This is a genomic window from Bacteroides sp. 4_1_36 (genome assembly GCF_003466325.1).
Classification (GTDB): domain Bacteria; phylum Bacteroidota; class Bacteroidia; order Bacteroidales; family Bacteroidaceae; genus Bacteroides; species Bacteroides uniformis.
Map to the genome: position 1 here is coordinate 1 of NZ_QSOX01000053.1, position 2,601 is coordinate 2,601.

Here is a 2,601-nt window from a genome sequence, read left to right on the forward strand (position 1 = left end):
AAGCAAACCATACGTCCTTATTCAAGGGACTGTTTTTAAAAGCCCGAAATGTTCCACTGCGAGGTATTTACTTCATTCTTTTACAGCACGTTGCACTATTTTACATAACAGGGTTCTCGGTTCGATTTCCTAACTTTGTATCATTAAAAATTGAGCCGTATGGAAAGAAAAAGATTCAGCGTGTTGTTCTTCATCAAGCGTAGCAAACTGTTAAAAAACGGGGAAGCACCCGTGCGTGTGCGTGTCACTTATGACCGCCTATACGTGGAACTTCAACTAAAGCGGAGTGTAAAAGTCCCACTTTGGTCGCAGGAAAAAGAGAAGTCGACAGGCAAAGACCGAAACTCCGTAGAACTTAACCATTACATTGACGCCCTGCGTGTGAAATTCTATCAGATTTACCAAGACTTGGAACTGGAGGGAAAGATTATCTCCGCACGTGCCATAGTGAACCGCTATCAGGGAAAGGACGAAACTTTCAAGACATTGTATAATGTATTCAAGGAACATAATGACAACTGCCGGAAGCTAATCGGGACAGACTATGCCGACATCACCGTAAGACGTTACGACAATTGCCTTAAATACCTCATGGAACTGGTTAAACGGGATTACAAGGTAGATGATATGTTACTGCGTGAGGTAAACGGGGAACTGGTACGCAAATTCGATTTATACCTAAAGACGGAGAAGCATTGCGCACAGAATACCGTTATCCGGTACATGAAATGTTTTAAGAAAGTGATAAACCTTGCCATTGCCAACGAGTGGCTGACAAAGAACCCGTTTGCAGGAATCAAGTTTCACGAGGTGGAGGTAAACAAACAGTTCCTAAGCCAAGCCGAGATAAACCGGATATGGCAGAAAGAGTTCAGGATTGAACGGCTGGAACTGGTACGGGATGTTTTTATCTTCTGCGTATATACCGGGCTGGCATTCATAGACGTGTATAACTTACGCCCCGAACACGTTTCAGAGGACAGCAACGGCAACCTGTGGATAGTGAAACCCCGTGAAAAGACAAACAACCTCTGTAACATCCCGCTTTTGAGCATTCCCAAACAGATACTTGAAAAGTATAAGGATAACCCCTACTGCATGGATAAAGGAACTTTGTTGCCCGTTCCCTGCAATCAGAAGATGAACAGCTACCTGAAAGAGATTGCCGACCTTTGCGGTATTAAAAAGAACCTGACCACGCACACAGCCCGGCACAGTTTCGCTTCGGTTATTGCGCTGGCTAACAACGTGTCACTGCCGAACGTGGCTAAAATGCTGGGGCATTCATCCACCCGAATGACGCAGCACTACGCAAAGGTATTAGACCAAACGATACTAAGGGATATGCAATACGTAGAGAGAAAAATATCATTTTTCAGCAACTTTAATGCTGAATTGTAAACTTTTAAAAGGAAAAAGGCCTATATTTGCATTTAAAGTAATCGTTATAACAGCCATGAACAGAATCATAGAAAACTTAAAAGTAAATAATCCTGCGATATATCAAATATTGCAAGAGCAAGAAAAACAAAAATGGGAAATAACTAGTGGAACTCGTTATAAAACCGTCAGTGACACTGTTTCTGCAAATTCTTCAATTGAATATAACATTAAATCTAAACCGAATCAATTATGCCAACATGGAGTGAAATATTAACAGAATTAAAAGTCGAAAGTGCCCAAGGGAATTCTGCTCCTTTTGATTTTATTCGACGCAAATACCTTTCTGAACTATCTAAATATACAAACAGAAATATTATTTTGTACGCAACTGCTTTTACCCAAAAAGGTGGAGCTCCCGAATTACTTTCGGTAACAGAGGAAGATGTGCAAGGAATGATGGAAGTTTCATACGGACTTGAAAAAAAGCCTGTAGATTTAATTATACACAGTCCGGGAGGTTCTCCCGAAGCAGCAGAAGGTATTGTCGAATATTTGCATGCTCAATTTCCTGAAGTAAGAGTTATTATTCCCCAAATAGCAATGTCTGCTGCCACAATGATTGCATGTTCAGGAGCTAGTATTGTCATGGGAAAACATTCTAATATAGGTCCCGTAGACCCACAGTTGATTATTAATAGTCCTAACGGTCCCACAAGTAATCCAGCAAAAGCAATAATTGACCAATTCTATAAAGCATTACAAGAAGTAAACGAACCCAATAAACAAGCATGGGCTATATTACTTAATCAATATGGTCCTTCTGTCATTACACAATGTGAAAATTATATCAAAATGTCTGAAAACTTAATTAGAGATTGGCTTAATAGATTCATGTTCAAAACAGAAGCTCCAGATGTCAAAGCTCCTATTATAGAGAATATAGCATCTTTTTTGGCTAATCACGATAACTTTAAAAGTCATGGTCGCCATATATCCCGTGAAAAAGCAGAATCAAAAGGGTTAAAAATAGAATATCTTGAAAAAGACTCTCAATTACAAGATTTAGTTCTGTCTGTGTTTCATGCTACAACTCATACATTTTCATCAACACCTGCAATGAAAATTATAGAGAATCAAAATGGGAAAGCATTCATAAAAATTCAAAATTAACAAGATATTGAAAAGACTATCCGCATAAACATGAAGAAGCCAGCAACA

At 39.3% G+C, this 2,601-nt stretch carries 3 protein-coding genes; all 3 read left to right on the top strand.

Annotation, left to right across the window (positions count from 1 at the left end):
- The first annotated feature begins 159 nt into the window (after positions 1 to 159).
- The 3 genes from DXD65_RS20770 to DXD65_RS20780 are packed head-to-tail and all read left to right on the top strand — an operon-like array spanning position 160 to position 2,553.
- A complete protein-coding gene (locus tag DXD65_RS20770) occupies positions 160 to 1,401 on the top strand; it encodes a site-specific integrase (protein ID WP_005645871.1) in 1,242 nt (413 codons plus the stop codon).
- Positions 1,402 to 1,456: 55 nt separating this feature from the next.
- Positions 1,457 to 1,657: a hypothetical protein gene (locus DXD65_RS20775; RefSeq protein WP_005645875.1), complete on the top strand. Its 201-nt coding sequence runs from the start codon at positions 1,457 to 1,459 to the stop codon at positions 1,655 to 1,657.
- On the top strand, positions 1,633 to 2,553 hold the full coding sequence (locus tag DXD65_RS20780) for an SDH family Clp fold serine proteinase (protein ID WP_005645877.1): 921 nt from the start codon (positions 1,633 to 1,635) through the stop codon (positions 2,551 to 2,553). Before DXD65_RS20775 ends, DXD65_RS20780 begins: the two co-directional genes overlap by 25 nt.
- The last annotated feature ends 48 nt before the right edge of the window (positions 2,554 to 2,601 follow it).

What these genes read in the sequence shown, in the direction of transcription:
- DXD65_RS20770 (WP_005645871.1), top strand. Translation starts at nt 160, where the DNA reads ATGGAAAGAAAAAGATTCAGCGTGTTGTTCTTCATCAAGCGTAGCAAA.
- DXD65_RS20775 (WP_005645875.1), top strand. Translation starts at nt 1,457, where the DNA reads ATGAACAGAATCATAGAAAACTTAAAAGTAAATAATCCTGCGATATAT.
- DXD65_RS20780 (WP_005645877.1), top strand. Translation starts at nt 1,633, where the DNA reads ATGCCAACATGGAGTGAAATATTAACAGAATTAAAAGTCGAAAGTGCC.